General features: G+C 60.8%; 25 protein-coding genes. 12 read left to right on the top strand and 13 right to left on the bottom strand.

Annotated features, from left to right (window positions below; translation table 11 throughout):
* Positions 1-11: 11 nt before the first annotated feature.
* The 3 genes from MOV61_RS09150 to MOV61_RS09140 all read left to right on the top strand — a co-directional run bounded on the left by MOV61_RS09150 (position 12) and on the right by MOV61_RS09140 (position 3,201).
* The gene (locus MOV61_RS09150; protein WP_247136341.1) at positions 12-227 is read left to right on the top strand and encodes a hypothetical protein; all 216 of its coding nucleotides are present in this window, start codon (positions 12-14) and stop codon (positions 225-227) included.
* Between the two features lie 176 nt (positions 228-403).
* Positions 404-2,104: a sensor histidine kinase gene (locus tag MOV61_RS09145; RefSeq protein ID WP_247031063.1), complete on the top strand. Its 1,701-nt coding sequence runs from the start codon at positions 404-406 to the stop codon at positions 2,102-2,104.
* 83 nt (positions 2,105-2,187) lie between these two features.
* Positions 2,188-3,201, top strand: coding sequence for a DNA topoisomerase IB (locus tag MOV61_RS09140; RefSeq protein WP_247136350.1), 1,014 nt, complete (start codon positions 2,188-2,190; stop codon positions 3,199-3,201).
* Positions 3,202-3,261: 60 nt separating this feature from the next.
* Here MOV61_RS09140 and MOV61_RS09135 read toward each other — a convergent pair whose 3' ends face one another.
* Positions 3,262-3,822: a type 1 glutamine amidotransferase domain-containing protein gene (locus tag MOV61_RS09135; protein WP_247031062.1), complete on the bottom strand. Its 561-nt coding sequence runs from the start codon at positions 3,820-3,822 to the stop codon at positions 3,262-3,264.
* A gap of 51 nt (positions 3,823-3,873) precedes the next feature.
* On the bottom strand, positions 3,874-4,071 hold the full coding sequence (locus MOV61_RS09130) for a hypothetical protein (protein WP_157885169.1): 198 nt from the start codon (positions 4,069-4,071) through the stop codon (positions 3,874-3,876).
* 355 nt (positions 4,072-4,426) lie between these two features.
* Here MOV61_RS09130 and MOV61_RS09125 point away from each other — a divergent pair, with 355 nt between their 5' ends.
* Positions 4,427-5,491, top strand: coding sequence for a c-type cytochrome (locus tag MOV61_RS09125; protein ID WP_247136340.1), 1,065 nt, complete (start codon positions 4,427-4,429; stop codon positions 5,489-5,491).
* A gap of 234 nt (positions 5,492-5,725) precedes the next feature.
* On the opposite strand, the gene MOV61_RS09120 is transcribed toward MOV61_RS09125, so the two are convergent.
* Complete coding sequence (locus MOV61_RS09120) at positions 5,726-5,989, bottom strand: hypothetical protein (RefSeq protein ID WP_247136339.1); 264 nt, start codon at positions 5,987-5,989, stop codon at positions 5,726-5,728.
* 115 nt (positions 5,990-6,104) lie between these two features.
* Between MOV61_RS09120 and MOV61_RS09115 the strand changes: the two genes are divergently transcribed.
* The 3 genes from MOV61_RS09115 to glgX all read left to right on the top strand — a co-directional run bounded on the left by MOV61_RS09115 (position 6,105) and on the right by glgX (position 8,784).
* On the top strand, positions 6,105-6,392 hold the full coding sequence (locus MOV61_RS09115; protein WP_038545675.1) for a hypothetical protein: 288 nt from the start codon (positions 6,105-6,107) through the stop codon (positions 6,390-6,392).
* Complete coding sequence (locus MOV61_RS09110) at positions 6,389-6,634, top strand: lipoprotein (protein ID WP_247136338.1); 246 nt, start codon at positions 6,389-6,391, stop codon at positions 6,632-6,634. The genes MOV61_RS09115 and MOV61_RS09110 overlap by 4 nt, the downstream gene beginning before the upstream one ends.
* 71 nt (positions 6,635-6,705) lie before the next feature.
* Positions 6,706-8,784, top strand: a complete 2,079-nt coding sequence (gene glgX, locus MOV61_RS09105; RefSeq protein WP_247136337.1) for a glycogen debranching protein GlgX — start codon at positions 6,706-6,708, stop codon at positions 8,782-8,784.
* 79 nt (positions 8,785-8,863) lie between these two features.
* Here the strand turns inward: glgX and glgA are convergent, their stop codons facing one another.
* Positions 8,864-10,348 (bottom strand): glycogen synthase GlgA, encoded by a 1,485-nt coding sequence (gene glgA / locus MOV61_RS09100; protein ID WP_247136336.1) that lies wholly within the window; start codon positions 10,346-10,348, stop codon positions 8,864-8,866.
* 299 nt (positions 10,349-10,647) lie between these two features.
* On the bottom strand, positions 10,648-11,010 hold the full coding sequence (locus MOV61_RS09095; RefSeq protein ID WP_247136335.1) for a DUF2934 domain-containing protein: 363 nt from the start codon (positions 11,008-11,010) through the stop codon (positions 10,648-10,650).
* Positions 11,011-11,184: 174 nt separating this feature from the next.
* Between MOV61_RS09095 and MOV61_RS09090 the strand changes: the two genes are divergently transcribed.
* Entirely contained in the window at positions 11,185-11,433 is a 249-nt protein-coding gene (locus tag MOV61_RS09090; protein ID WP_051899820.1) for a hypothetical protein, read from the top strand.
* Between the two features lie 101 nt (positions 11,434-11,534).
* On the opposite strand, the gene MOV61_RS09085 is transcribed toward MOV61_RS09090, so the two are convergent.
* Both MOV61_RS09085 and MOV61_RS09080 read right to left on the bottom strand, forming a co-directional pair.
* Entirely contained in the window at positions 11,535-12,032 is a 498-nt protein-coding gene (locus tag MOV61_RS09085) for a ferritin-like domain-containing protein (RefSeq protein ID WP_038545669.1), read from the bottom strand.
* Between the two features lie 85 nt (positions 12,033-12,117).
* Positions 12,118-12,510, bottom strand: coding sequence for a BON domain-containing protein (locus tag MOV61_RS09080; protein ID WP_051899819.1), 393 nt, complete (start codon positions 12,508-12,510; stop codon positions 12,118-12,120).
* A gap of 145 nt (positions 12,511-12,655) precedes the next feature.
* On the opposite strand from MOV61_RS09080, the gene MOV61_RS09075 reads away from it, so the two are divergent.
* Positions 12,656-12,985 (top strand): hypothetical protein, encoded by a 330-nt coding sequence (locus MOV61_RS09075; protein WP_038545666.1) that lies wholly within the window; start codon positions 12,656-12,658, stop codon positions 12,983-12,985.
* A gap of 33 nt (positions 12,986-13,018) precedes the next feature.
* Here the strand turns inward: MOV61_RS09075 and MOV61_RS09070 are convergent, their stop codons facing one another.
* A complete protein-coding gene (locus MOV61_RS09070) occupies positions 13,019-13,198 on the bottom strand; it encodes a hypothetical protein (RefSeq protein WP_038545663.1) in 180 nt (59 codons plus the stop codon).
* Positions 13,199-13,391: 193 nt separating this feature from the next.
* Positions 13,392-13,592, bottom strand: a complete 201-nt coding sequence (locus MOV61_RS09065) for a hypothetical protein (RefSeq protein WP_247136334.1) — start codon at positions 13,590-13,592, stop codon at positions 13,392-13,394.
* Between the two features lie 110 nt (positions 13,593-13,702).
* On the opposite strand from MOV61_RS09065, the gene MOV61_RS09060 reads away from it, so the two are divergent.
* A complete protein-coding gene (locus MOV61_RS09060) occupies positions 13,703-14,509 on the top strand; it encodes a Ku protein (RefSeq protein WP_247136333.1) in 807 nt (268 codons plus the stop codon).
* Positions 14,510-14,527: 18 nt separating this feature from the next.
* Here the strand turns inward: MOV61_RS09060 and ligD are convergent, their stop codons facing one another.
* Positions 14,528-17,059, bottom strand: coding sequence for a DNA ligase D (gene ligD / locus MOV61_RS09055; RefSeq protein ID WP_247136332.1), 2,532 nt, complete (start codon positions 17,057-17,059; stop codon positions 14,528-14,530).
* Positions 17,060-17,061: 2 nt separating this feature from the next.
* The gene (locus MOV61_RS09050) at positions 17,062-17,913 is read right to left on the bottom strand and encodes a Ku protein (protein ID WP_247136331.1); all 852 of its coding nucleotides are present in this window, start codon (positions 17,911-17,913) and stop codon (positions 17,062-17,064) included.
* 202 nt (positions 17,914-18,115) lie between these two features.
* Here MOV61_RS09050 and MOV61_RS09045 point away from each other — a divergent pair, with 202 nt between their 5' ends.
* The gene (locus MOV61_RS09045; RefSeq protein WP_080719211.1) at positions 18,116-18,607 is read left to right on the top strand and encodes a sigma-70 family RNA polymerase sigma factor; all 492 of its coding nucleotides are present in this window, start codon (positions 18,116-18,118) and stop codon (positions 18,605-18,607) included.
* A 112-nt stretch (positions 18,608-18,719) separates the two neighbouring features.
* On the opposite strand, the gene MOV61_RS09040 is transcribed toward MOV61_RS09045, so the two are convergent.
* Together MOV61_RS09040 and MOV61_RS09035 are read right to left on the bottom strand one after the other, a co-directional pair.
* Complete coding sequence (locus MOV61_RS09040; RefSeq protein WP_247136330.1) at positions 18,720-19,445, bottom strand: glutathione S-transferase; 726 nt, start codon at positions 19,443-19,445, stop codon at positions 18,720-18,722.
* Positions 19,446-19,447: 2 nt separating this feature from the next.
* Complete coding sequence (locus MOV61_RS09035; protein WP_247136329.1) at positions 19,448-20,083, bottom strand: UdgX family uracil-DNA binding protein; 636 nt, start codon at positions 20,081-20,083, stop codon at positions 19,448-19,450.
* 170 nt (positions 20,084-20,253) lie between these two features.
* On the opposite strand from MOV61_RS09035, the gene MOV61_RS09030 reads away from it, so the two are divergent.
* Positions 20,254-22,596 carry a glucose/quinate/shikimate family membrane-bound PQQ-dependent dehydrogenase gene (locus tag MOV61_RS09030; RefSeq protein ID WP_247136328.1) on the top strand — a complete coding sequence of 781 codons (2,343 nt, stop codon included), beginning with the start codon at positions 20,254-20,256 and terminating at the stop codon, positions 22,594-22,596.
* The last annotated feature ends 51 nt before the right edge of the window (positions 22,597-22,647 follow it).

The raw sequence follows: 22,647 nt of genomic DNA, 5'->3' as shown, positions 1-22,647 counted from the left end.
AATGAGACATTATGACCGAGAACAATAACAGAGCCAAAATCCACAAGGATGCCGAGGGGCAGTATGCCAAGTCCAAGGCCGACCGCAAGTCGAGCGGCGTCGCAAGTGCCAAACCGACGGTCATCACCGGCTCCGACGATGCCACGAAACACCGCACCCCTCCCGGCCAGAAGGCGCCCAAAAAGAACTGGGACGTGAATTTTGACGTGGCGGAGCGTCCTCGCTGAACCGCAGCCGTCCTTCCGGAAAAACATATCGCCGGCAATCAATCCTTGGCCCGGCTCTCAAAACCAGTTAGAAAAGACCCCGCTAGAATATTAGCAGATGGCGGGATACGGAAATGGACAATGCCGGCAGGTGGCACAGGCACCTGCAGCTTTCTTCTATAGGGTAAACGCGCGGAATGGTTAGAATTTCGCGGTTTTTCCCGACGGCGCCGATTGGTGCGTACCTGGTCGCTCTGGCGGCTGGCGTGGCATTGCCTTTGCTGATTTTCGTCGGTTATCTGATGATGGAGCTGGAGGCGAACGAGCGGGAGATTCTTGCGAGCGAAACCGCCGAGGATGCCCAGCTTATCGCCCGGTCGATCGACCGTGAGCTGCAGGACATGGCGACGACGCTGAGGCTGCTGATTACGTCGCCGGAGCTTGAGGCCGGCGATCTGCGCGCCTTCCACAACCGAACTCAGAACAGCCTCCGGTCCGATTCGCTCTATATCCTCGTCGTTAATGCGGATGGGCAGCAGCGGCTCAACACGCGCGTGGAGTTCGACGCGCCGCTCGGCAAGATCTCCAACATACCGGCGCTCCAATCGGCTCTGAACAACGGCGTGACCGAGGTCTCCAACGTCTTTTTCGGCGCCACCAGCGGCAAGCATGTCTTCAACATCACAATGCCCCTGCCCAAGGAGATTTCCCATTCCGGCGCCGCGATGATCATGACGCAGAACGCCGAGGACCTGCAGAAACTCGTCTCGACGGAAGGTCTTCCTGTCGGCTGGTCGGTTGCGATCGTCGATGGAGCCGGAAAGGTAGTGACCTCGCTCGGCGCCCATGCGCTCAGTTCCGGCACCGCGTTTCCGGCCGATACGCTGAAGCTGATGACGGGGTTCAAGGGCACGATCGAAGATGTCGATGGCAACCGCCGGCAGATGTACGGCTACGCGCAGATCACCGGCTGGACATGGAAGGCCATCGTCTGGGGACCGATCGATGCGGCCCAGGCGAGTATCCTGACGACGTGGCGGCAGTTGATTGCCGGCGGCGCGATCTTCCTTGCCGTCGGAATGCTGATTGCATGGCTTGTCGGCCGCCAGCTTCGCATCCCGATCCGGCAGATCGCCGAAATGGCCGAGCGGATCGGCAAGGGCGAGATCGTCTCTCCGGTGGAGACGAAGATCCGGGAAGCCAACCAGGTCGCGGTGGCACTTTCGAATGCCTCGTTCGACCGCAGCGAAGCGGAGGACCGTATCCACCTCATCCTGCATGAACTGGTGCACCGGACCAAGAACATTCTGACGCTGATCCAGGCGATGATGCGCCAGCTGGCGCGCCAGGACACCACGATGGAGGAGTTCCAGAAGGCAATCAGCACGCGTCTACAGGGTCTCGGAAAATCGATCGAGGCGTTGGCGAAGGAGCAATGGGCGGGAGTCTCGATCCGGCGCGTCATCGAAATCCACATGAGCACGTTCGCGGACGCGGCCGACCGGGTCGAGCTGCAGGGCGCAGATTTTATCCTGAAGGCCGAAGCGGTCCAGAACCTTGGCCTCATCCTCCATGAGCTTGCGACCAATTCGGTGAAATACGGCGCGCTCTCGGTGCCGCAGGGCAAGGTGCTCATCGCCTGGAAGGATCTGGTCGAGGAGGACGACGGCGAAAACCGGCTGGAACTCGTCTGGGAGGAGAGAAATGGCCCCGCGGTCCATGAGCCTTCCCGCACCGGGTTCGGCACGACGATCATCAAGCGCCATGCGGCGGCGGCTTTTGCGGGCCGTGTCGAGATCGACTTCCGCACCGAGGGGCTTTGCTGGACCTTGAACGCACCACGCTCCGCCTTCGAACGAGGCGAGGGCGCCGAAAATCTCAAGGACATCGCTATCTAGCTGTTTATCGTAGCGAGTGCCGGAACGAAGGCGCGGGCCTCGCCGTTTGATCGGCCATGGACGCTATGCTTACCACGATCGACATCGATCAAGACTCCCTCAGGACAATCGGCCTTACTTATGTCAGCGATACGGAGCCCGGCATCCGACGGCTCAAGCGCGGCAAGGGCTTCACCTACCGCCTGCCGGACGGCACCTTGCTTGCCGATCCGGAACATCGCCTGCGGATCGCGTCGCTCGGCCTGCCGCCTGCCTATGAGAATGTCTGGATCTGCCTTGATCCGCGCGGACATCTGCAGGCGACGGGCTACGATTCGCGCGGCCGCAAGCAGTATCGCTACCATCCCGACTGGCAGAATTTCCGCAGCGAACGCAAATTCGATCAGCTCGTCCGGTTCGGCGAGGCCTTGCCGCGCATCCGCCGCAAGGCGAAACGCGATCTGGAGCTTGGCCTCGACACGTCCGATGCGGTGATCGCCGCGCTGGTGGCCCTGATGGATGCGACCCATCTGCGGGTCGGCAACCGTCTCTACGCCAAGAAAAACAAGACCTACGGCGCGACTACGCTCCTGAAGCGCCACATGACGCTGTCGGGCGAGTCGATCATGCTGCGCTTTGTCGCCAAGGGCGGCAAACGCGTCCAGCACACGCTGAAGCATCCCCGTCTGCAGCGCATCCTGGAAGAGATCGCCGACCTTCCGGGCCGGCAGCTCTTTTCCTGGCCGGACGAGCAGGGCGTGCCGCATCCGATCGATTCGGGCCGGCTCAACGCCTATCTCGCCGAGGCCGCGGGGTCCGCCGTCTCGGCCAAGACGTTCCGCACCTGGGGTGGCAGTCTCACCGCCTTGATGGCAGCCTGGGAGGTGGCGGAGGAGGGCGGGCGCCCGAAGATCAAGGCGATGTGCAAGGCGGCGGCAGAAGTTCTGCACAATACGCCGGCGGTCTGCCGCTCAAGTTACATCCACCCGAGCATTCTCACACTCTCGGAGGATGTCTCGCCGCTGGAAAAGGTGATAAGGGATAAGGCGGCGCTGACGCGGCCGAAGGAGTTGCGCGCCAACGAACGGCGGCTTCTCGCTTTTCTAAAGGAAGTCTAGGCTTCCGCGTCGGCCGCCCGCGAGGAGGTTGCGGGCGGCCGGAGCCGAGCTGACGTCAATTTACGCTGCCCGGCGATTGTGGCGCCCTTCCTGGACCTCCTCGACAATCTTCGCCACGAATTGCGGCAGATCTTCGGGTGAGCGCGAGGTGATGATGCCGTTGTCGACTACCACCGCCTCATCCTTCCAGGATGCGCCGGCATTGCGGACGTCGGTGCGGATCGAATGATAGGACGTCGCCTTGCGGCCGCGAAGCGCATCGGCCTCCACCAGCAACCATGGGCCGTGGCAGATCGCCGCGACTGGCTTGCCGCTTTTCACGAAGTCGCGCACGACCTTCATCGCATCTTCGTTGTCACGCAGGATGTCGGGATTGATCTGGCCGCCCGGCAGCACGAGGGCATCGAAATCCTCCGCCTTGACGTTCTTGGCTTGCAGATCGACCGAGACGCTATCGCCCCAGTCCTTTCTGTCCCAGCTTTTGATTTCTCCCGCCTTGATGGACGCGATCTTGACGGCGGCGCCGCGGTTTTTCAGTTCCTCCAGCGGGACGCGCAGTTCCGATCGCTCATAGCCGTCTGCCGCGAGAATCAGGATGTTGGCGGACTCGATGGTGGTCATACTGGTCTCCTTTGGTGGACAGTTCTGTTGTTCGCAAAGTTTCGACCGGGTTTAAAGCCGGCCGGTCGAGAGATCCCGGCCGTTGATGGAGGCGGGGACGCTGATTTCTTCTCGGGGCGATTTGGGTAGCGGAAGGACGACGGCCTCGGGTACGACGACCTGCAGTTCTTCCGGATGGGCCACGGCGAAAGTTTTCTTCTGCTGAGTGCCGGTGAGCCTGTTTCTGAGCATTTTTAGAAAGTGTCTCATGGTTTTCTCCCGTCGCGAATGCTGGGCTATTGCCCGTTCACACGGGAGCAAACCCGTCGTCCAAGGATTCGTTCCATCTTTTTCACAGCCGGTTACACAAAGTTATCACGGGGCTGGAACAAATTTCGGGATGGTACGTTTGGTGCCGAATTTTTCGCCCGCTCCTCTCCCGAAGTCGCCGACCTCTCCTGACGGTGCTGCGGGACGTGCTGCTTTCCCTTTCTCCCCATCCGTTTTACGGTGACGGCCGAGACGAGCCGCCTCGCCGTGGACGCTTGCGCCGTTGCGAACACAGGGGCTGTCGCCCTGCATGCCGGACGGCGCCGCGCTGGGGGCCTTTGTGGAGGAGTGGCCGATGACGATCCGCTGGAAATATCTCGCGATCCTGGTGATCGTGGCGCCGCTTCTGGGGCTCGGGTTCGCCTGGTCCGGACTGATGAGCGTCAAGGCGAGCACCGGTCATTGGGGAATGACCGACTGGTTCCTGCACTGGGTGATGCGTAATTCGATCCGGACTGCGGCTCTTTCCATCGAAGCGCCGCCGCTCGATAATCCGGCATTGCTGCCGCCGGCGGCCGGGCATTTCGAGACCGGCTGCGCGATCTGTCATGGCTCACCGGCGCAGGGGCGCTCCGGCGCCGTGCTCGCCATGCTGCCACCACCGCCGGACCTGAAGACAGTGGTTTCCACCTGGAGCGATGCGCAGCTCTTCGAGATCGTCAAGCACGGCGTACGCTTCACCGGCATGCCGGCCTGGCCCGCGCAGGTGCGCGACGACGAAGTCTGGGATATGGTAGCGTTTCTGCGAAAGCTGCCGGGCATGGACAGCGGTGCCTATCTGCAGGCATCCGGCCTGCATGGCATCGGCACCGCAGGCGAAGTCTCACCGCTGCCGATCACCTGCGAAAGCTGCCATGCGGAAAAGCGGCTCAACGGCAACAGCATCATTCCGCGACTGACTGGCCAGTCGGAAGCCTACCTGCTCAACAGCCTGCGCGCCTATGCGCACGGTGAAAGGGCGAGCGGCATCATGAAGGTTGCGATCGGGACTTTGCCCGACGAGAGCCTGCCGGAGCTTGCAAGCTATTATGCCAAGCAGGCGAGGCCGCCGCGACCCGCTGCGCCTTTGAACGCACAGCTCGTGGAAAAGGGCCGCGAGATTGCGGAAAGGGGAAGAGCGGCAGACAAAATTCCCGCCTGCCTCAGTTGCCACGAAAAGCCCGGCGGCAATCCTGCCTATCCGCGCATCTCAGGTCAAAACGCCCCTTATCTGGAGCGCCAGCTCCGCCTCTTCCACGCAGGTGTCCGAGGCGGGTCTTCCTTCAGCCACCTGATGACGGAGGTGGCAAAAAAATTGAATGAAGAAGATTTTGCTGCTCTCGCGACCTTCTTTGCCAGCCGCGAGAGCAGTTGGCCCTGACCTCAAGGCCGCTCTCCTCCCCAGGAGTTCAAAAAACTCAGACCGGGATGACCATCATGTAACAGGCGGCGATCACCAGCACAAAGCCTGCCGCTTCTACCCATTCTCTGACCATCGTCGCCTCCATCGCTTCGGTCGTGAATGAACGAGAAAGTCGTATTGTAGTTCCACGAAATGGCCATAAACGTGGCGGGATCGCCCTAAATGTGAAATCGCTTGGTTAACAGGGCGTTGTCATTTGTCCGCTTCCGCTCGGGCGCGAGCAGCGCCGAGGATCGAACGAACCTCGCGGGCAGCGGCGTTCTCGATCGCGAAGGCTCCTTCCGGCAGCAGACCCGGGTCCTCCTCATTGTCCTTGAACGTGGCGTCATCGCGCAGCCGTCTGAGGAACGAGGTGATGGTCACTTCGCCGCCGATCATGGCGGACAAGAGCTCGATGAGCACTTCGCGATGCGCATTTAATCGCCCTTCCAGTTCCTGGGGTGTCAGCGTCGACATGGTTTCCTCTCCTTATCCGTACCTCGCCTCTTCAAGGAGATAGTGGAACCTTTCGCAGAGGGAACAATCGCTGTGACCGAAAGTTCATCCTTCAGCAAGAACACGGAGGAAGACCATGGCAGAATTTGCCAGATCGGACGGTAATCAGGGTCGGCGCGATGTACGCGACCGGCTGATCCTTGCCCTTTACGCCCAGCTGAAGGCCGAACGGCAGACCCGCGAGGCATTGGAATATGTCATCCGCAATGGGGCTCTGGCGCCTGAAGTGCTCGAAGCCATTGCCGGCGACCCTATTCCGGCTGCAACCGCCGAGGATGTCGCCGCAGTCGAAAAGGTGATCGCGCTCGATGCGCATCGCCGGCAGGCCGCATTCCGAAAGTCCCATGGAGAAGACAAGACATGAAGCGCTTCGTTGTGGCGCTGTCGGCTGTCGCGCTTTTGAGCGCCTGTAGCGACGGTGGCGAAAAACAGAGCGATCCGATCAACAACACGCCGCCGTCGCAACCCAATAACACGGCGCCCACGGATCGCAGCCCTTCACCGCAGACCGGTACAGGTGGCCAAAGTCCGGCGACGTCGCCATCCGGCACCACCAATACGACGCCAGGAAGCCCGCCGTCGGCACCCGGATCGGGCAATCCATAGTTTTCCCGGAGCCGAAGGAACGAAATGCTGTGTCGCACCATTATGACGCCAGTCTTTCAATTGGGTGCGACATGGATACGAAATCGAACCATTTTGTCATCGAGCCCGGCTCCTGGCTTCAGCTCGGCGCCAACTTTGACGGCGAGGGCGTCAATTTCGCGATTTTCTCGGCCCATGCGGAGCGCGTCGAGCTGTGTCTCTACGACCCAAGTGGCAAGATAGAGATCGCCAGGCTGGAGCTCCCGGAATACACTCATGAGATCTGGCACGGTTATGTGCCGGGACTGAAGCCGGGCGCCCTCTACGGCTTCCGTGTCCACGGCCCCTACGATCCGGAAAACGGTCATCGCTTCAATCCGAACAAGCTGCTGATCGACCCCTATGCACGCGAACTCGTCGGCAAGGTCGATTGGAACGAGGCACATTTCGCCTACGATCTTTTGCACGAAGACAAAGATCTCACTTTCGACGAGCGCGACAGTGCGCCGTTCATGCCGAAATGCCGGGTCATCGATCCGAACGAATTCGATTGGAAGGACCAGAACCGGCCGAACATCGCTTGGCCGGCAACGACCGTCTATGAAGCTCACGTGAAGGGCTTCACCCAGCTGAACCCTGACGTTCCGAAGGACCTGCGCGGCACATTCGAGGGCATAGGGCACAAGGCCTCGGTGGATTATGTCAGGAGCCTCGGCATCACATCGGTCGAACTGATGCCGGTCCATTATTTCCCCGACGATCAGCATCTCCTCGACAAGGGCCTGCATAATTTCTGGGGTTACAACACGCTTGGCTTCTTCGCGCCGGCATCCCGTTATTATGGCCCCAGAGGCATCCAGGGGTTCCGCGACATGGTGCGGTCGTTTCACGACGCGGGCATCGAGGTCATCCTCGACGTGGTCTACAACCACACGGCGGAAGGCAACGAGCTCGGGCCGACGCTGGCGTTCAAGGGGATCGACAACTTCTCCTACTACCGGACCATGCCCGACCAGCACCGCTATTACATCAACGACACCGGCACCGGGAACACGGTGAACACCTCGCACCCGCGCGTGCTGCAGCTGATCATGGATTCCCTGCGCTACTGGACCGAGAGCATGCATGTCGACGGGTTCCGTTTCGATCTCGGTACGATCCTCGGCCGCGAGCCGGAGGGTTTCGACGAGCGCGGCGGTTTCTTCGATGCGATCAGTCAGGATCCGGTGCTCTCCAGGGTGAAGCTGATCGGCGAGCCGTGGGACATCGGTCCCGGCGGTTATCAGGTCGGCGGCTTTCCGCCCGGTTGGGCGGAGTGGAACGACAAGTATCGCGACACGGTGCGCGAGTACTGGAAGGGCACCAATGTCTCGACGGATTTCGCCGCCCGCCTGCTCGGTTCCGGCGATCTCTACGACCAGCGCGGCCGGCGCCCGTGGGCGAGCGTCAACTTCATCGCCGCCCATGATGGTTTCACCCTGAACGATCTCGTCTCCTACAACGACAAGCACAACGAGGCGAATGGCGAGGACAATAACGACGGCCACAACGACAACCGCAGCTACAATTATGGCGCCGAGGGTCCGACCGAGGACGAGGGCATTACCGCAGTGCGCGATCGCCAGAAGCGGAATTTCCTTGCCACCCTGTTTTTCTCGCACGGCACGCCGATGCTGCTTGCCGGCGACGAGTTCGGCCGCAGCCAGATGGGCAATAACAACGGCTATTGCCAGGACAGCGAAATCTCCTGGGTTCATTGGGAGGACTTGCCGGAGACTTGCGAGGAGCTTCGCGAGTTCACCCGCCAGATCATCAGGCTGCGCCGCGAACAGCCGCTGCTGCGTCGGGAAAACTGGCGCGACGGCCTGGACATCAAATGGTTCAACGCCGGCGGCGGTTTTCAGACGCCGGAGCAGTGGGACGAGGGCTCCACGCTCGGCCTCCATATCGGCCGGACCGATCTTCGGGAAGAGGAGGGCATCTGGCACGACGTCCTGCTGCTCTTCAACCCGTTCGAGGGCAATGTGCCCTTCCGCATCCCGCAGTTCGGCGAGGGCGGCTGGGTGCTTGAACTCACCACCTCCGACCTTTCCAAGCGTGGCCTGGTGATCACCAAGGAAAAGGATTTCGAGCTCGAAGGCCGCAGCCTGGCACTCTTCCGGAGGCCGTAAGGGCTTCAACTTCCTCCCATAGCCAAGAAGAACCCGGCTCTCAGGCCGGTTTCTTTTTGTCAGCTGGTTGGTTGGGACCTTAAAGCGTCGCGCGGCGGATATCCGAGCTTGTCGAGACAACATGTCCGGATTTCAGCACAAGATTGGCATAAACGGCAGCATATTGCTGGGCGCTACGTTCCCAGGAGAATTTCGCCTTCATGCCTTGGTTCTGCAGGCGCGCCCACATTTTCGGATCGGCATAGGCGTGCAGCGCGCGGCGAAGCGCCAGCCGCAATCCATCGGTCGTCACCGGATGGAACTGAAATCCGGTCGCAACGCGGGCGGACATCGCCGCGTCATTGGCATCTATGATGGTCTCGGAGAGCCCGCCGGTGCGGGAGACGACCGGTACGCAGCCATAGCGAAGCGCATAGAGCTGCGTCAGGCCGCAGGGTTCAAAGCGTGAGGGCTGGACGATCGCGTCCGATCCGCCGTGGATCAAATGCGCCGTTGGCTCGTCATAGCCGAAATGAACCGCCATCCGGCCCGGAAAACGCGCGGCGGTGTCGGCGAGCGCCCGCTCGATTTCCCGATCACCTTGCCCGAAGACGATTACCTGACCTCCGTGGCGAATGATCTCGTCCGCCGTATCGGCAAACATGTCGAAGCCCTTCTGCCATGTCAGCCGACTGACGGCGGAAAATAGAGGGCCTTCCCGACCGGCATCCAGCCCGAATCTTTCGAGCAGAACGGCGCGGTTCTCGCGCTTGCGGCGCAGCGTGCCGACGTCGTAATTGCGCGGCAGGTGCGGGTCGGTCGACGGATCCCAGATATCGAGGTCGATGCCGTTGACGATGCCGCGCAGGTCGGAGACGCGGGCGTTCAGGACCCCGTCCATGCCCATGCCGAAGCGTGGCGTGAGTATTTCGCGCGCATAGGTCGGGCTGACGGTGGTGATCGCATCGACTGTCTGCAGGCCACCCTTCAGGAAGCTGATATCGCCGAAATATTCCATGCGGTTCATGGAATAGGCCTCCGGCGGCAGGCCGATGCTCATCAGTACGCCAGCAGGATACTGCCCTTGGAAGGCAAGGTTGTGGATGGTCAGCACCACGGGCGTCCTGCAGCCGCGCTCGCGCATGTAGACCGAGGTCAGCGCCGACTGCCAGTCATGGGTGTGAACGAGGTCCGGAACCCATCCGGGGAGCACTCCATCGGCGATTTCCGCCGCGGCAAGGGAAAGTGCGGCGAAACGCCTCCAGTTGTCCGGATGGTCGATGCCGTCTTCGTCGACATAGGGGCCGCCCGGCCGATCGTAGAGAGCTGGCGCATCGAGCACGAAGAGGCTGAGGCCTTCGACCCGGGTGTGGAGGAGCGAGGCTTTTTCGCCCAGCAGATTTTCGAATGTGACGAGCGGCATGGCGCTCTTCAGCTGCTGCATGACCTGCGGATAACCGGGGATCAGAGACGTCGTCTCGATGCCGAGGGGAGCAAGTGCCTTGGGCAGGGAACCTGTCACATCTGCAAGCCCACCTGTCTTCACAAGAGGAAAGATTTCGGACGTGACCGAAAGAATCCTCATTCCCGGAAGCCCCCGCTTTCCATAACCTGTCTTGATCCCCTGATCCATTGCGCTCCGCTCATCTCGACGGGGTTCGTCGAATGGGACGTAAGCGTTCATCATGCGTGCCTCAGCCATCTGCCAGTCTCACCCTCAAGAACGTTTCGGCCTTGGCCAACGTTCCCCGACAGAGTGGAGCCACGGCCAAGTTCAGACGCAAAAGCCATTTCGATTTTTCCAGGGTAAATAAGTCCGGGGCCGCGATGATGTCAGTCGCCGCGACCAATAACGATAGTGATGAAGTTGGGTGGCGGGCGGCGTCAAGCGCCAGCCGGAACCTTCTTGGAGCGCTTCTTGGCCGGTTCGACGGCTTCCGGCATGGCAACGGCCGGTGCCTTGGACGTTGTCTTCGCCGGAGAAGCCTTGGCTGCGGCCGTTTTCACGGCCGGTTTCGGAGTTGCAGCCTTCGCCGCCGCTTTCGGCGACTTCGCGGCGATGGCTGACTTGCCGGCTGACTTGCCGCGCGACCCTGCCGCAGGCTTCTTGGAAGCGGTCGGCCCGAGCGTCGCATATTCCAGCTTGGCCCGCTCCCAATGCTCCCTATCCTTGCCTGAGGGATAGCCTTCTTCTTCCCACAAAATGTAGGCCCGCTTTCTGATCCAGACTTCTTCGGATTCCGCCATTCTTGTCTCCATTCGCCCAAGCGCCGAAACGTGTGCGGCGCAGAAAAGTTCCCTGGTAAAAACGAAAAATCGCAACCCGGCCGAGACGCGGCCAACACTTGAAAAAAACTTCCCCGGAGGCGGAACTTTTGGCTGTCAAATATACTTATGGCCGCCGGGAAGGAGACACATCCAATGGGAAAGTACTGCGATATCGTCCCACACGCAACCGGCTGGGTCTATGTCATCGACGGCGTTCAGTCTGCGTCCTATTATCACACCTATGAGCTCGCCATGGAGGCTGCCAAAGCACATGTGGCACGCGACCGAAGCGGGCGGGTGGAGATTTTCCGGCGGCAGGCGCTGAACGGCGAAATGTTGCCGGTTCCCCCAATGCAAGGGAACCCGGACCCGTCGGCACTAAGGCGATCTTTCCCGGCTTGAGAAGGCCGGAAGGGAGGAAAAGCCCCGGATCGTCTCCGGGGCTTTTTTCGGGTCGATGAAAAGGCGCGGCCGGCGCCGCGCCTCTCATGGGATCGCGAATGTCACGCAGCTTTCTGGGCCGCGGTGTTCACCGCGGTCTTGGCGAGAGCCGTCAGGGCCTCGTCGGTCTTGCTTTCCTCGGCGAGCGTCTGTTCGAGAAGCGTTACGGCGTCCCGGTGACCGAGCTGCTGGGCCCAGGCACGCAGGGTGCCGTAGCGGCTGATCTCGTAATGTTCGACGGCTTGCGCTGCGGCGAGCAGCCCGGCGTCGAGAGCTGGCGTGCCCTTGAACTCGTCAAGGATCTCCTCGCCTTCTTCGATGATGCCGTCGATCGCGGGGCAGGTCTTGCCCTGGGCCCGCTTGCCGATAATCTCGAAGACCTGCTTCAGGCGATCGATCTGACCTTCGGTTTCGTCCCTGTGTTTCTCGAATGCTGCCTTCAGCTTCGGATCCTGGGCGCCGCGTGCCATCTTCGGCAGCGCTTTCACGATCTGGCGCTCGGCGTAATAGATGTCCTTCAGGGTTTCATGAAAAAGGTCGTCGAGGGTCTTACTGGCCATGGGTCTCTCTCCTTGTTGATGGGTGTTCTTATGGGGGGATTGCGAGGCACCTAACGAGCGGAGCGCCTCGCGGGTTCCACGGAAATCAATGCCTTTCGGGGGCAATTCGAAGATTATTGCGGCAGCCGACGACACCCTCGATGTCGAGAACGACGTCTTCGGCACGGGTTTTGTCGGCAAGCTGAGCGACGTATCCCTCCAGCGTCACCTCGCCGTTCTCCACCGAGACCATCATGTTGGTCGGGTCGAGAAAGGCATCCTGGGTCAGGTGCTCATTGACGTCCTGTGCGATCAGATCGTCGGGTCGGTCGTAACCGTTCGGCGCCTTGCCGATCTGCTTTTCCTGTTCCGGTCCCTCGGCGAAGATATTGGCTTCGCCCTGAAGATAACCGCTCGGGCGGCTTTCTGCCGGGCCCTCCCATCGAGGCCATTGCGAGGTCTCGCCGGGACGGCCAGCTTTCGGCTGCTCATTCTTCATCGGCTTTCTCCTTTTCAGGGGCATGATCGCCCGCAGCGGAGGAACCCACGGTTGCCGGAAAAGTTCCATGCGACTTGATGGAACCGGAACGCCCGAAACGCGTTTGGACCGTCAACTAGAAAAATGTTTACGACGGGAGAGACACATGCAGGACAGGCTGAAGATCTATCGGCTGGTGCCGACTGCTGCGCCACATGATCCGAACTGGCAGAACTCGCCACCGCACGGCGAGGTGGTGGTCAGGGCAAAGACCGCTGGCGATGCGCGCCTCGTGGCGAGCCAGGCGGAACTTGATTTCATGGAAATCGACGCTTCCCCCAGCGAAGGCAATTCGACGGAGATGGCGAGCGCCTTCCGTAGCGACAAGCTCTATACGGTGATCGAAGACAGCAGCGGGCGGTTTGCGCCGAATGGGCCGCGGTGCGTCATTGGCGGCCGTGTGCGCACGGACAACCTGATTTCCACCCAGCTCTGATGCTTGGGGCAAAGGTTCGCAGGAGCGAGAATATCAGTCGGTACGACCGTCGATCTTTTCGTTGAGTGCCTTCTGCAGCGCTCGCGCCAGGTCGAGCAGCCGATCAGGAACCTCTTCCTTCTCGATCTCGGTCAGAAGGACCGAAACCTTGCGGCTGACCCGCCGTCCCATCCTGATGTCCTGTTCCGCAACCGGAGTGTCTTGTTTCGCCATCCCGACCTCTGACGTAATCACTACCGGCATCCGTTGCCGAAACAATAGGCGCCCGCCATAACGCTGCATTAGCCTTCCATACATCAGGAAGGCTAACTTCGGATATCCCGAAAAAGTCACAGAGGACAAATGAAATAAGACGACTCCCTATCCAGGAAGCCGCCCAATTTGTTCCATAAGTTTTTCAGAAAGATCAGTGCCGGGGCGGTTTCGGCGTGCCGGAGGGGATCGACGTCACCGTGGTCGACACCGGATCGCTTGCCGGAAAGGTATTTTCCAGGCCCTCGTTGAGCTGTTCATCCAACTCCTTCTTTTCGCCGCGCTCGCGAGCCGACTGCTCGGCTTTTTTGTGCGAGTCTTTCTGCGCAGGGTTCGGGGTGCCGCTGGTGCTCATCTCGTTTGCCTCCTTGGCCTGTTTCGTCATGCAAACGGTTTGGTTCGAAAGTTTGTTCCGGAACCAAGCAGAGGCAGCGCGGGTTATCGGGCAAACGAAGGAGTTTTGTCGTGGCCCCGCGCGTATTCTGGAAAGGTTATCTGAAGCTCTCGCTCGTCACCTGTCGGGTGACGATGACGCCGGCGGTCTCCGAAGGCGCCAAGGTGCGGTTCCACAATATCAACCGCAAGACCAATAACCGCGTCCTCAGCCAGTATGTCGATGTGCAGACAGGCGAGGCGGTCGAGGATGACGATCAGGTCAAAGGGTATCCGAAAGGCGAAGACGATTACGTTCTTCTCGAAGACGAAGAGATCGAGGATGTCGGGCTCGAAAGCACCCGCACCATCGATATCGAAACTTTCGTGCCGGCCGACTCGATCGGCTGGATCTGGTATGATCGGCCGCATTATCTGGCGCCCGACGACGAGGTGAGCGCCGAAGCCTTCGCGGTGATCCGGGAGGCTATGGCGAAGACCAATACTGGCGGCATTGCCCGGCTTGTCATGTATCGTCGCGAGCGGGCGGTTTTGCTGTTGCCGAAGGACAAAGGGATCGTCGTCTGGACCTTGCGTTACGGCGACGAAGTCAGAGACGCTGACGAATACGCGGCTGAGAAACCGAAGGAGAGCGCCGGTTCCGAACATCTGGCGATGATGAAGAAGATCATCGATGAGCGCACCCAAGCCTGGAAACCTTCAATGGCGGACGACCCGGTTCAGGACCGGCTGCTCGAAATCATCGCCGAGCGCAAGAAGAGCCGGAAATCCAGGAAGAAAGTCGAGGAGAAGGGACCCGAGCGCAGCAGCAATGTGATCGATATCACCGCGGCGCTGAAGAAGAGCCTGGAAGCGGAGCGGAAAGCGCCGAGGAAGTGAGGCGTCTCATCCCAGCGTCTACCGTTTCTTCTTTGCCTTGAACTCGATCGGGGCTTCCGCCTTGCGAAAATCTCCCCACGGATCGCTCGTCTGCTGGGCGATGCGCGCCGGGGCGTTGATGACCGTGAAATAGTTGGGGCCGATCGCGCCGCCGAGTTCGTCCCACTCGACCGGCATGGAAACCGGTGCGCCGGGGCGGGCACGGGTGGAATAGGGGGCGACCGCGGTATTGCCGCGCCCGTTGCGCAGGTAGTCGATGAGGATCTTGCCGCTTCGCTTCGACTTGGTGATCGTCGAGACATATTTGGCGGGATCGTCGCCGGCCATGCCGTCGGCGAGCGCCTTCATCGCCGCCTTCACCTCCGGCCATTCTGCCTTTGGTTTGACCGGTGCGACGACATGCAGGCCCTTGCCGCCCGAGGTCTTGACGAAGGCCACCAGCCCCATGTCCTCGAAACGGCGCTTCACCTCATGAGCGGCAGCGATGATATCGGTCCAGGAGACGCCTTCTCCCGGGTCGAGATCGATATTGACCATGTCCGGCTTTTCCCAGTCGTCAAGCGTCGAGCCCCAGGGGTGGATTTCCAGCGTTGCCCCTTGGACGAGGCCGAGCAATCCATCGAGGTCGCGGATGGTGATATCCTCTTCCGCCGGATCGGTGGGGTCCTTCACGAGCACGGCGTTCTTGGTCATGCCCTTCCAGCCATGTTTCTGGAAGAATAGCGGTTTACCGATCCCATCCGGCCCACGCACCAGCGCCAGCGGGCGGTTGACGACGAAGGGCGCCATCAGCCGCCAGACTTCGGTGTAATAATCCGCAAGCCCGGCCTTGGTCACACCGGCATCTGGCCAGTAGACCCGGTCCGGATGGGTAAGATTGATTGTCCGTTTCGGCGGCTTCGGTTCTTCCGCTGCGTTCACAGGCCCGCCCTCCCGGACGATATCCTTCGGATCCTTGTCTTCGCGCAGGCCCCGGAAGGCCGCGTGACGGATATGCGCATCCGCCGTCCAGCCGCGAAACTCCACTTCCGCCACCAGTTCGGGCCGCACGAAAACGACGTCCTTCTTTTCCACCGCTGCGAGCTTTTCGTCAAACGGGCTTTCGCCAGTCTGGATCTCCTGGAGGCGCTTGAAGAGCGATTGCGCCATGGCATTCGAATAACCGGTGCCGACGCGACCGGCATGCCGCAGTTTTCCCTTGTCGTAATATCCCATGACCAGCGATCCGATCGCCGTCCTCGAAACGGAGGAGGGGACAAATCCGGCGATCACGAATTCCTGTCGAGCCGAACATTTCGACTTCACCCAGTCGCGGCCGCGGCCAGGGCGATAGGGCGCATCCGATATCTTGGAAATGATGCCTTCGAGGCTCAGCCGGCAGGCATGTTTCAGGACCAGACCGCCTTCGTCGCTAAAATGCTCGCTGAAGCGCAAGGCCGGGCCGCTGCCGGTTAGCAGTGTTTCCAGCGCCTCCTTGCGCTTCAGAAGCGTCGCGCCGGTCAGGTCGTAACCGTCGAGATGCAACAGGTCGAATGCGTAGAAGGTGAACCGGTCGTCCCGGCCTTCGCTCAGGTCCTGCTGGAGCAGGGAGAAATCGGTGGCGCCGGAACCGGCCTCGACCGCTACTTCCCCATCGATAATCGCATCGGCCGGGCTAAGCTTTCCGAATTCCGCGATGATCTCGTCTCCGAACTTATGCGTCCAATCGAGCCCGGTGCGCGTCAACAGCTTTACCTTGCCATTTTCGATACGGGCCTGCAGGCGATAACCGTCGAGCTTGATCTCGTGGACCCAGCGTTTGCCGGAGGGTGCGCTCTTCACCAGGGTCGCAAGCTGCGGTTCGACGAAATCCGGGAGTTCGGCTTTCCTGGCGCCCTTGATCTTCGAGGCGGCAATGTCGGATTTTTCCGGTCCGCGATCGGATTTCGTCTTCGTCTTCGGTTTGGCCGTACTCTTTCCCGCCGGCGCCTTGCGGCTCCAGATTTCGTCCAGTGTCTTGCCTGACTTTACCGAAAACGGCATTTCGTCGAGAATGTCCTTGTCGCCCTCTGCGCGGGCGAATTCGTCCTCGCCTTTCACCAGCAGCCAGTTCTCGCGTTTTTCGCCCTCTCTGCGGGCCATGCGGATCAGGTGCCAGCGGCCCTCCAGCTTCTCGCCCTTCAACTCGAATTCCATATGGCCTTTCTTATAACCCTTGTGCGGATCGCCGATCGGGTCCCAGGTGCCGCGATCCCAGAGCAGCACGGCGCCGGCGCCGTAATTGCCTTTCGGGATCATGCCTTCGAAACCGCCGTAATCGAGCGGATGGTCTTCCACATGCACTGCCAGCCGCTTTTCGCCGGGGACGAAACTCGGGCCTCGGGTCACGGCCCAGCTTTTCAGCACACCGTCCATTTCCAGCCGGAAATCGTAATGCAGCCGGGTGGCGTCGTGTTTCTGGATCACGAAACTGTTGTCAGATGCCTTGGCCTTGCGACCGCCGGAGACTTTTCCTTGAGGCTCCGGGGACACCTTGAAATTCCGCTTCTGATTATAGGTTTCGAGCGCCATGATCAGCTCGCCTTTCTCTGCGGGGCGGCAGTCTTACGAGGTACGGTTTTCTTGGCTGACTTCTTCAGCGGGGTCTTCTTGCCGCCACCGGCGCTCTGGCGCAGCGCATCGAGCAGGCTGGAAACCTTCTTCGGTTCCGGCTTCGGCTGCTTCCTGAGCTTGCGGCCCTCGATCTTCGCCTTGATCAGCTCGGCAAGTGCTGCCTCATAGCGGTCGTCGAACTCGCTCGGGTCGAACTCGCCGCGTTTGGTGTCGATGATGTGTTCGGCGAGATCGAGCATCTCGCCCTCGATCTTGAAGCTCTTGATATCGGAAAAGATTTCCTTCGCCGGCCGGACCTCGTAGTCGTAGTTCAGTGTGCTGGCGATCAGGCCTTTTTCGCTGGGGCGGATCAGCAGTGTCCGCAGCCGCCGGAAGAGCACGGTGCGGGCGAGTGCAGCGACGTTCTTCTCCTTCAGCCCCTTGCGGATCAGCTCGAAGACTTCCGCGGCCGGTTTGTCGGCCGGCGCCAGGTAATAGGGTCGATCAATGAAGATGGTGTCGACGCCGTCGCAGGGAATGAAGGTTTCGATCTCCAGCGTCTTGTCGCTCTCGGGTACTGCGGCCTTCACCTCGTCGGGCTCAAGGAAGACATATTGGCCGCTTGAAACTTCGTAGCCTTTGACGATGTCTTCGCTTTCGACCTGCCTGCCGGTGTCGGCATCGACCATCTGGCGGTGGACGCGGTTGCCCGTCTCCCGATTGATGATGTGAAAGCTGACACGGTCGGATGTCGAGGCGGCGGTATAAAGCGCCACCGGGCAGCTTAGTTCGCCGACCTTCAGATAGCCTTTCCAGTTTGCACGCGGTGCCATTCCGAACTCCCGGCAGAACTCCGTGAAAGTCCTATCAACAGGCCTGCCGGCCCGTTTGTTCCCTTGAGTGGTGCGCGGTTTTCGTCAGGAAGATGAACAGGGCGTCCATCTTGGCGGAACCAAATACGCGAGGCGTGCGTTTGCCCCCGTCATTCCAGCCATGAAGACTTCGGAGAGGTAGGCAACGGTGTCTGAATCACAGTTGAATGGTGATCCTGCACGTGCAGACATAGTAAGGCTTATCCCGGCTCTCCGCGCATTTGCCCGTACTTTCTGCCGCAATCCCAGCGATGCAGACGACCTGGTGCAGGAGACGTTGATGAAGGCGCTCGCCAATCTCGACAAGTTCGAGCCGGGCACCAAGTTGAAAAGCTGGCTTTTCACCATCATGCGCAACACCTTTTATTCGCGGGCCAAGGTACTTGGCCGAGAGGCGCCGGGGATCGAGGAGAACATTTCCGGCGATACGCCGGTCGCAGCGAGCCAGGAGGTTGCTGCTCGGGCGCAGGAAGTCCAGCGGGCGCTCCAGAAATTGCCTCCGCATTATCGCGAAGTGCTGACGCTGGTGGCGATCCTGGGCGAAAGTTACGAGGCGACGGCGGAGATATGCGATTGTGCGGTGGGCACGGTGAAAAGCCGCCTCAACCGGGCACGGCATCAAATTCTGCAGGAATTGGGAGAAGAAACGAACTGAGCTGCCTCATCCGGCAGCTTTTATGCTTTGGAGGTCGCCGTGAAGTTCACTTTGATCGCGGCGGCGATCGTTCTTGTGACGATCGCCCCGGTTTTCGCATTCATCTAGCAGATCAGGCCGGATCCTGGTCAAGGTCCGGGTAATGCCGGAATATGCCCGACTCATTGAACGCGAGCCGGCGTTTCGACCTTAGATAGGCCTCGATATTCGGACGTTGGGCGACCGCGTCGCGTAGTTTGGCGACATGGGGATAATCATTATCGAAATTTTTCATCGCACGCGGGAAGGCATAGGCGAGACCTTTGGCGAGCTGGAAGAGCGACAGGTCGGCGTAAGTCAGGGTGTCGCCCACCGCATGGCCGCTCTTGGTAGGGTTTGCGGCGATGATACGGTCGAAATAGCCGATGAATTTCGGCACCCGGTGTTTCAGGAAGGCCTTGGAACGCGCCTTGGCCTCCTGCCTCTGATCCTCGTAGTAGTCGGCGGTGCTGATCGGGTGGTGCGTATCATGCACTTCCGCGAGGAAATCGGTGACCGTCAGCTGGAGGCCGTGGGCGAAGAGGCGGGATTTCTCGTCTTTCGGCACCAGATTCAGCTTCGGCCCGAGGTAATTGAGGATGTTGGCGACGTGTGAGACGACCAGGTCGCCATCCTTGAGAAAGGGCGGTGCGAACGGCATGTCGTAACCGTGCTTGCCGTGCATATAATCCATCATTTTCGCAGTGCCGCGTTCGCCGCGGGCTACGTCCACATAGTCGGCTCCAGCCTCTTCCAGCGCCAGCCGCACGAATTCGCCGCGGCCCTGAAGGCCGTCCCAGTAATAAAGTTCGTAAGTCATAGTCACTCCAGAAATTCTGCGATCTTCTTCAAGTCTTCGACGAAGCGGGCCCGGTTGAGCTCCGCGTCCGGCTGATCCAGCGTCCTCAGCAGTGCCGAAGGATGGATGGTCACCAGTACCGGCAGGCCGTCCGGCGATCTCAACATCGTGCCGCGATCACGGGTCACTTTCGCCTGCCTTCCCAGCAAGGCATAAAGCGCTGTCGCGCCGAGCGCTACGGCAAGTTTCGGTTTGACCAGGCGCAGCTCCGCTGCCAGCCACCAGGCGCAGGCCTGGACCTCGCCGGTATTGGGTTTGGCATGGATGCGGCGCTTGCCGCGTGGGGTGAACTTGAAATGCTTCACCGCATTGGTGACGTAGCAGATATCGCGTTCGACGCCGGCTTCCTCCAGACAGCGATCGAGGAGCTTTCCCGCCGGCCCGACGAACGGCTTACCCGCCTGATCCTCCTTGTCTCCCGGCTGCTCGCCGACAAAGAGCACCTTGGCCTTGGGCGGCCCCTCTCCGAACACGAGATGGGTGGCGTTCCTATAGAGGTCGCAACGCGTGCAGCTTTCCGCATCCTGCTCAACGTCCGGCAGTTTTTCGCCCTCCGCGCCCGATGTCTCGAAGGCTGGGCCTTTGCGCGATGTCAGCATGTTCGCACTCCTTGTAGACGGTTTAGAACCGGCTCGCCCGTCTGACTGTTCCTTTAAATTTGCATGGCGCGAATATGGGTTGGAACTTTTGCACAAAGGTTGGGTTGAAGGCTCGTCTGGTTTGGCAACGTTTTTCGCTCGAGATTTTCAAGTTTGGCAGGATTTTGAACATGGCTATCAGGATTACCGCGATCGTTTTTATTTTGATCGGTTTGGCGTTGGCCGTCGGCGGCGGACAACTGGTACTGCTCGGAGGCAGCGCCTATTACATTATCTGCGGTCTTGGCTTCGTGGTGACCGCCATCCTGCTTTTCCTCCGGAATGCCATGGCGCTCAGGGTCTATGCAGTTGTCGTGCTCGCTTCGCTCGCCTGGGCGATCTGGGAGGTCGGGCTCGACTGGTGGCAGCTCGGCCCGCGTGGCGGGCTGATCATCCTCCTCGGTCTCTGGCTCCTGACACCCTGGGTTCGCACCCCGCTCGGCTTTTCGAGCCCGACCGGCATGCGCTACGGCGCCAGTGCACTGCCGCTCGGTATTTCGCTGATGATCGCGATCGTCGTCGCCATAGTTTCGATGTTCCTCGATCCGCTCGACCGGAGCGGCGAGCTGCCGCAACAGTCGGTCGCTGCCGCTCCGCCTATGGGCGGCAACGTGCCGCCCGGCGAATGGCATCAGTATGGACGGACGCCCTATGGGCAGCGTTATTCGCCGCTCGACCAGATCAAGGTCGACAACGTCGCCAAGCTCACGGAAGTCTGGCGCTACCAGACCGGGGACGTGAAACGGCCGGACGATGTGGGCGAGACCACCTATCAGGTGACGCCGCTCAAAGTCGGCAATTCGCTCTATCTCTGCACACCGCACAATCTTGCCATCGCGCTCGATGCGACGACCGGCAAGGAGAAGTGGAAATACGACCCTAATTCCGGCATGAACCCGGATCGCCAGCACCAGACCTGCCGCGGCGTCAGTTATTACAAGGACGCCGCCGCCGCTGCCGGCAGCCCGTGTGCGGAACGGGTCTATCTGCCGACCTCGGATGCGCGGTTGATCGCCCTCGATGCAGCGTACGGCCAGGTCTGCACCTCCTTTGCCGACAACGGAACGCTGCAGCTCACCAGCGGCATGCGGTACAATCCAGCCGGCTACTATTATTCGACCTCTCCGCCAGCGATCGCCGGCAACAAGATCATCATCGGTGGTGCGGTCAACGACAACTATTCCACCCAGTCGCAATCCGGCGTGATCCGCGCCTTCGACGTCAATACGGGACAGCTGATCTGGAACTGGGATTCGGGCAATCCGAGCCAGACCCAGCCGCTGCCGCCGGGTCAGACCTACACGACCAATTCGCCCAATAGCTGGTCGGTGTTCAGCGTCGACGAGGAGTTGGGGCTTGTCTATGTGCCGCTCGGCAACCAGGTGCCGGATCAGCTCGGCATGGGCCGCAGCGAGAGCGTGGAGAAATATTCCTCCTCGATCGTCGCGCTCGATCTCAATACCGGTGCCGACCGCTGGGTGCGCCAGACGGTGCATCACGATCTTTGGGACATGGACGTGCCTGCCCAGCCGGTCCTCCTCAACATCTCGAGGCCGGACAATACGGTCGTGCCGGCTCTCGTCGGCCCGACCAAGCAGGGCGACATATACGTGCTCGACCGCCGCAGCGGCGAGCCGATCATCCCGATCACCGAGGAACCGGCACCGGGAGGTGCGATCCCGGAAGATCGTACTGCGCCGACGCAGCCCACCTCAGCCTTGTCCTTCAAGCCGAGACCGCTCGAAGAACGCGACATGTGGGGCGTCACCATGTTCGACCAGATGGTCTGCCGCATCTGGTATCATCAGTACAATTATCTCGGCCGCTACACGCCGCCGTCGCTGAAGGGCTCGATCATCTATCCGGGCAATTTCGGCACATTCAACTGGGGCAGCGTGGCGGTCGATCCGGAACGGCAGGTGATGTTCGGCATGCCGACCTATCTCGCCTTCACCTCAAGGCTGGTGCCGCGTGCGGATATCCCGCCGAAGGCACAGGATCAGAAGGGCAGCGAACAGGGCCTCAACCGCAATGACGGCGCACCTTACGGCGTCTACATGGGTCCGTTCCTCGGGCCGCTGCAGATCCCCTGTCAGGCGCCGTCCTGGGGGTATGTCGCGGGCGTCGACCTGCGCACCGGGCAGATCGCCTACAAGCAACGCAACGGCACGGTCTATGACATGACGCCGCTGCCGCTGCCCTTCAAGGTCGGGGTGCCCGGCATCGGCGGGCCGATGATCACCAAGGGTGGCGTGGCGTTCCTTGGCGCTGCCGTCGACAACTATCTGCGCGCCTACAACCTCACCAACGGCCGCGAGCTCTGGAAGGCGCGGCTGCCGGCCGGCGGCCAGGCGACGCCGATGACCTATGCGGTCGACGACGGCCGACAGTTCGTGGTGATGGTGGCCGGCGGACACGGTTCGGTCGGCACCAAGCCCGGCGACTACGTGATCGCCTATGCGCTGCCGCGATAGACGCAGCCAAACGAAAGGCCCGGGCGTCCGACGCCCGGGCCTTTCTGGTTC

It is taken from the genome of Neorhizobium sp. BETTINA12A (assembly GCF_023006485.1).
Taxonomy (GTDB): Bacteria; Pseudomonadota; Alphaproteobacteria; order Rhizobiales; family Rhizobiaceae; genus Neorhizobium.
This window is presented reverse-complemented; position numbering and strand designations above follow the sequence as displayed.